The sequence below is a fragment of the Candidatus Thioglobus sp. genome (genome assembly GCF_028599055.1).
Lineage (GTDB): Bacteria > Pseudomonadota > Gammaproteobacteria > PS1 > Pseudothioglobaceae > Thioglobus_A.
Window position 1 is genome coordinate 1 of sequence record NZ_JAQRMS010000030.1, and the last position, 5394, is coordinate 5394.

Annotated in this window: 9 protein-coding genes; 2 read left to right on the top strand and 7 right to left on the bottom strand. The window is 38.4% G+C overall.

What is annotated here, in order from left to right; translation table 11 throughout:
• From rplT to PSN35_RS03365, 6 genes are all read right to left on the bottom strand, one after another.
• Positions 1 to 343: 50S ribosomal protein L20 (rplT, locus tag PSN35_RS03340; RefSeq protein WP_300029411.1), on the bottom strand; the 343-nt coding region annotated here is incomplete at its 3' end.
• 11 nt (positions 344 to 354) lie between these two features.
• Positions 355 to 552 carry a 50S ribosomal protein L35 gene (gene rpmI, locus PSN35_RS03345; protein ID WP_291926302.1) on the bottom strand — a complete coding sequence of 66 codons (198 nt, stop codon included), beginning with the start codon at positions 550 to 552 and terminating at the stop codon, positions 355 to 357.
• 159 nt (positions 553 to 711) lie between these two features.
• Positions 712 to 1245: a translation initiation factor IF-3 gene (infC, locus tag PSN35_RS03350; RefSeq protein WP_300029459.1), complete on the bottom strand. Its 534-nt coding sequence runs from the start codon at positions 1243 to 1245 to the stop codon at positions 712 to 714.
• A 2-nt stretch (positions 1246 to 1247) separates the two neighbouring features.
• A complete protein-coding gene (gene thrS / locus PSN35_RS03355) occupies positions 1248 to 3152 on the bottom strand; it encodes a threonine--tRNA ligase (RefSeq protein WP_300029419.1) in 1905 nt (634 codons plus the stop codon).
• Positions 3153 to 3650: 498 nt separating this feature from the next.
• A complete protein-coding gene (locus PSN35_RS03360; protein ID WP_300029422.1) occupies positions 3651 to 3905 on the bottom strand; it encodes a type II toxin-antitoxin system RelE/ParE family toxin in 255 nt (84 codons plus the stop codon).
• A 3-nt stretch (positions 3906 to 3908) separates the two neighbouring features.
• Positions 3909 to 4154: a type II toxin-antitoxin system Phd/YefM family antitoxin gene (locus tag PSN35_RS03365; protein WP_300029426.1), complete on the bottom strand. Its 246-nt coding sequence runs from the start codon at positions 4152 to 4154 to the stop codon at positions 3909 to 3911.
• A 137-nt stretch (positions 4155 to 4291) separates the two neighbouring features.
• On the opposite strand from PSN35_RS03365, the gene PSN35_RS03370 reads away from it, so the two are divergent.
• Together PSN35_RS03370 and PSN35_RS03375 are read left to right on the top strand one after the other, a co-directional pair.
• Positions 4292 to 4576 (top strand): toxin, encoded by a 285-nt coding sequence (locus PSN35_RS03370; RefSeq protein WP_300029429.1) that lies wholly within the window; start codon positions 4292 to 4294, stop codon positions 4574 to 4576.
• Entirely contained in the window at positions 4576 to 4857 is a 282-nt protein-coding gene (locus PSN35_RS03375; protein WP_300029432.1) for a CopG family antitoxin, read from the top strand. Before PSN35_RS03370 ends, PSN35_RS03375 begins: the two co-directional genes overlap by 1 nt.
• Here the strand turns inward: PSN35_RS03375 and PSN35_RS03380 are convergent.
• A partial coding sequence (locus tag PSN35_RS03380) for a DHHA1 domain-containing protein (RefSeq protein WP_300029435.1) occupies positions 4850 to 5394 on the bottom strand: 545 nt, incomplete at its 5' end. The two genes, PSN35_RS03375 and PSN35_RS03380, sit on opposite strands and share 8 nt — an antisense overlap.

Consider the following 5394-nt stretch of genomic DNA (forward strand, 5'->3'; position numbering starts at 1 on the left):
CTTTTGCTTGATCCGCAATCTTGGCGAATGCGGCTTTATCAAAAATTGCAATATCTGATAAAACTTTACGATCAATCTCGATACCTGCTTTGTTCAGGCCATCAATCATTCTTGAATAGCTTAAACCACAATTACGAGCTTCTGCATTAATACGAACAATCCAAAGTCTACGGAATTGACGACGCTTTTGACGACGATCACGGTATGCATATTGACCCGCTTTAATTACCGCTTGCTTAGCAACACGATATACTTTTGAACGTGCGCCGTAATAGCCTTTGGCTTTCTTTAAAATTTTCTTGTGTTTCGCGTGCGCTTGCACACCTCTTGATACTCTTGCCATTATTCTTCTCCTTAACTATACGGTAACATTCTACGAACCATTGGTACATCTACCTTCTCTACTGTATCAGGTGCACGTAAACCACGTTTTCTTGAAGTACTCTTTTTAGTCAAGATATGACGCAAGTGAGAGTGTTTACACTTGTAACCACCTTTGGCGGTTTTCTTGAAGCGCTTTGCAGCACCTCTATTTGTTTTTAACTTCGGCATAATTTTCTCCTTGTCCTTTGGACATATTTGTTATTCGTATGAATAACTTATTATAAAACTAAAGAAATAATGAGGTGCAAATTAGACAAGGCATTCAGTCTTGAACAGTACACCTAGGTACGGTAAAGACTGAATAACGCAGTATAATTTAGCGCATCATTACTTCTTTTTCGATTTGGGTGCCAGCATCATGCCTAGCTGACGACCCTCCATCTTTGCCTTTTGCTCTACATTGGCAAATTCTTCTGTATCTTTCTCAATTCTATCTAGCATTTCCATGCCTAGTTCTCTGTGCTGCATTTCGCGTCCACGGAACCAAATACTTACTTTAACCTTATCACCATTATCTAAAAATTTAACCAAATTTCTAAATTTAATTTGGTAATCGCCTTCTTCAGTGCCTGGGCGATATTTAATGGTTTTAACTTGGGTTTTCTTTTGTTTCTTTTTAGCTTCTTTCTTTTGCTGTTTTATCTCATAAATATATTTACCAAAATCCATGATCTTACAAACAGGTGGCTCCGCATTTGGAGAAACTTCAACTAAATCTAGGTTTACTTCTTTAGCTCTTTGTTTGGCCTCGTTAGTATCAACAATACCAACTTGCCCACCTTTTTCGTCAATTAATCGAACTTCTGAAACTCTAATATAATCGTTAACTCGAGTTTTGTTCTTATTACTTGGTTTTTTAATAATTATCCCTCTACTGTTTCTTTATTAACCAGCTCTACAAACGCTTCGATTGACATAGATCCTAAGTCTTCACCGCCACGTTTACGTACTGAAATTTCGTTATTTTCCATCTCACGTTTACCCACCACTAAAATATATGGATAACGTTGCATGGAATGCTCGCGTATTTTAAAGCCTATCTTCTCATTACGCAAGTCTGAAATGACTCTAAGTCCTTGTTTTTTTAACTTTTTATTAACATCTTTAACAAAATCAAGCTGTTTTTCAGAAATATTTAGCACAACCGCTTGAATTGGCGCCAGCCAAGCCGGGAATGCGCCTTCATAATGTTCGATCAAAATACCCACAAATCTTTCTAGCGAACCCACAATTGCTCGGTGCAACATAACCGGTGTTTGCTTAGAGTTATCTTCAGCGATGTAAGTCGCGTCAAGGCGCTCAGGCATTGAAAAATCAACTTGTAAAGTGCCACACTGCCACTCTCGATCTAGGCAATCTTTTAAGACAAATTCAATTTTAGGGCCGTAGAAAGCACCTTCGCCTTCTTGCAATTCCCAGTTAATACCTTTGGCGTCTAACGCTTCAGCAAGTGCCGCCTCAGCACGATCCCAAACCTCATCTGAACCCACACGCTTTTCAGGGCGAGTAGAAAGTTTAATGTCTACATTGTCAAAACCAAAATGCTTGTACACATTAAAGGTTAAATCAATAAATTCAGATACTTCTGATTGAATTTGATCAGCGGTTACAAAAATATGTCCGTCGTCTTGTACAAAATTACGCACACGCATAATACCGTGTAGTGTGCCTGATGGCTCATTACGATGACAAGAACCAAACTCTGCCAAACGCAGTGGTAAATCACGATAAGATTTCAACCCTTGGTTAAAAATCTGAATGTGTGCAGGGCAATTCATCGGTTTTACCGCGTAGTCACGATTTTCACTATTCGTGGTAAACATCGCATCACCAAACTTATCCCAATGGCCTGATTTTTCCCAAAGTGTACGATCAATCAGCTGAGGGGTATGCACCTCTTTGTAGTCATTATCTCTAAATACACCGCGCATATACTGCTCAACAATTTGATACAAGGTCCAGCCTTTTTCATGCCAAAACACCATGCCAGGCGCTTCTTCTTGCATATGAAATAAGTCTTGTGTTTTTCCGATTTTTCGGTGATCGCGCTTTTCAGCTTCTTCTAAACGGTGCAAGTGCGCTTCTAAATCTTCTTTAGTTGCCCAAGCGGTGCCGTACACACGCTGTAGCATTTCGTTGTTACTGTCACCACGCCAATAAGCACCAGCAAGCTTCATCAGCTTGAAAGCTTTAAGCCTTGAAGTTGACGGTACATGCGGGCCGCGGCACAAATCAATAAAATCACCTTGCTTATACAAAGACAAAGCTTGATCAGCTGGGATAGACTCAATAATCTCAGCCTTATAATGCTCGCCTTTGGCTTTAAAGAATTCCACCGCTTCATCACGGCTCATTTCGCTGCGCTCAATCTTAAGACTTTGCTTCACCAGTTTTTTCATGTTTTTTTCAATCTTCGCTAGATCGTCTTCAGAAAAACCATCTTTGTAAGCAAAGTCATAGAAAAAACCATCGTTAATAACCGGACCAATCGTCACCTGTGCATCCGGATACAGCATTTGCGTGGCTTGCGCCAAAAGATGCGCAGTAGAATGGCGAATAACTTCCAAGCCCTCTTCATCTTTCGCGGTAATAATTGAAACACTAGCGTCTGATTCAATCAGAAAAGAAGCGTCCACCATCTCGCCATCTACCTTGCCAGCAAGCGTGGCTTTAGCAAGGCCCGAGCCAATCGACTTAGCCACTTCAAATACGGTCAATGCTTGATCAAAAGATTTTTCAGTTCCATCAGGAAGCGTGATTATCGGCATGATAAAAATATCAAAAATAAAAGACGTTATTTTACCTTGATATCGCTCTCGCCAAAACAGCTTTTACAGCGCAAAACATAGCACTATTTATCATCTATAAATTGACTACTAGTTATCAATTCTTAATACAACGAACACTATTGCCACCGGAGCGAAAAGTACTGTAGAAGGCCGAAGTTCTACTATCGACGATCAAAGAACGACCATCCGACCCATCAGCAGATCGACTCCAAAAGTAGGCGCCACCATGGGTAAGCGTGCCATCATTACGAAATTTGCTAAATTTTCAGCTCTTGCTAAAAAACCCAAGTGGGGAAAGCCTTGCATTACTCACTTTTAACGAAAAATTCCTTAAAACGGCCGTTTAAAGCTATAAATAATGGTTTTTATTGTCATTTATGTGGCACAGGCCTTGCCCTTGTGCCAGCTTGACGGTATGCAACACGTTTAGGGCAAAAAAATCACACCAAAAGTGCGATTTGCAAAATTTCCGAAATTTTATTGATACACTTGAGATCTGTGCGCAACTTTTAAAACAATAAATCCACGTTCATCTGCGCTGAGCAATAATCGATACGAGCCAACTCTGATTCGATGGGTAACTGGCAATAAATTAACCACTGATTTTAGATTACTACTGAGCAATTCTTTATCTTGCTTGAGTAGTTGCAGCTTTTCTTTTATCCTTTCCTGAGTTTGTCCATCTAGTTTGTTAAATTGCTTGTTGGCTTTATGGGTGAATACAAAGCGCACTACCTAGATCTCAAAATTTGATAGACCGCTATCTAACGACTCTTTTGCTTGTTTTTTCAGCTTTTCTTGATTGAGAAAAATCTCATAACTTTCCATGTAGTCATCCACTAAATCACTACCTTTGGCAAAGTAAGGTAACAGTACCATTTTTGGCATACCCCGATTGGTGATTGTAAAATAATCATGCTCAATATCTTTGGAGATTTTCCCAATATTTTTTTGTAATTCGCTATTGCTGATAATATCCATAATTTTTTATATGTTGTTAGTTATATGGTTAATGACATATTCTAACACATATTTAACAATTTATTACAATGGATTAATTTGCAAAATTTCTGAAATTTTTATGCTATGATATACTCTGTATATATAAATATAAAATAATGAAAACAATACGCTGGGACACTGCAAAAGCAAAAACCTTAAGAAATGATGTTAGCAGAGGCAATATAGGCTTTGAAGATTGTATTGTTGCATTAGAAGAAGGTAGAGTGCTTGATGATATTGAGAATCCTAGTGAAAAATATTCAAATCAGCGTATGTTTATATTGGGAATAAATAACTATGCGTATGTCGTGCCTTATATTGAAACCGAAGATGAGATATTTTTAAAAACTGTTTTCCCAAGTAGAAAGCACACAGCTATATATTTAACCGAGAATGAATAATGAATAAAATACCAAAAGTCACCACTTATCTTGATGATGATGAAAAGCAACTGATTAAAGCTATAGAAAAGGATAGCTACCAAGTTGGTGTTAGCTCTTTAAATGAAGAACGTTTAAAAGAAATACAGGCTAGTGCTCGCGCTAAAATGAATGAAGATCGTGCGCCAATCTCGCTTAGAATTCCTAAAACTGATTTATCCAGACTCAAGACCAGAGCCATGAAAGAAGGTGTTCCTTATCAAACTTTAATTAATTCAATTTTGCATAAAGCTGTTAATTAGTTATTTGCTCAACCATGAGTTGCAAGGATGTATTGCCACGCCAAGTATTTATTGAGAGTTTGTAAGCTACCTTAGTTTGAGTTGATTCAAGTGGTGCTTGAAAAAAAGCAATGGCGTCGTGCACTTGACTATCGCCGTTAAGTTTGAGTCGACATTTCAAGTGTTTTTCACCGACCACTTTTTGATCAATTATTTCAAATTCACCAAAAAATATCGGCTCTTCAAAGCCTTGCCCCCAAGGACCTGCCGCTTTTAAAATTTCAGCATTATTAAGTGAAATATCAAAGGCTTCAAGTTGGCCGTCAGTGAGTAGTTCAACTTTGGGAATTTCATTATTAAGATGGCGTTTGATAGCGTCATGAAAGGCGCGCTTAAATGACCAGAAATTTTCTGCTTTAATACTTAAGCCCGCTGCCATCGCATGACCGCCAAATTTTAAAATTAAACCAGGATTTTCACGATCCACTAAATCGAGTAAATCTTTGATATGCACGCTTGGGATTGAGCGAATAGAGCCTTTTAGAAAATCGCCAGATT

Excerpts from the sequence above, each read along its gene's own strand:
- rpmI (WP_291926302.1), bottom strand. The coding sequence starts at position 552 with ATGCCGAAGTTAAAAACAAATAGAGGTGCTGCAAAGCGCTTCAAGAAA.
- thrS (WP_300029419.1), bottom strand. The coding sequence starts at position 3,152 with ATGCCGATAATCACGCTTCCTGATGGAACTGAAAAATCTTTTGATCAA.
- PSN35_RS03365 (WP_300029426.1), bottom strand. The coding sequence starts at position 4,154 with ATGGATATTATCAGCAATAGCGAATTACAAAAAAATATTGGGAAAATC.
- PSN35_RS03370 (WP_300029429.1), top strand. The coding sequence starts at position 4,292 with ATGAAAACAATACGCTGGGACACTGCAAAAGCAAAAACCTTAAGAAAT.
- PSN35_RS03375 (WP_300029432.1), top strand. The coding sequence starts at position 4,576 with ATGAATAAAATACCAAAAGTCACCACTTATCTTGATGATGATGAAAAG.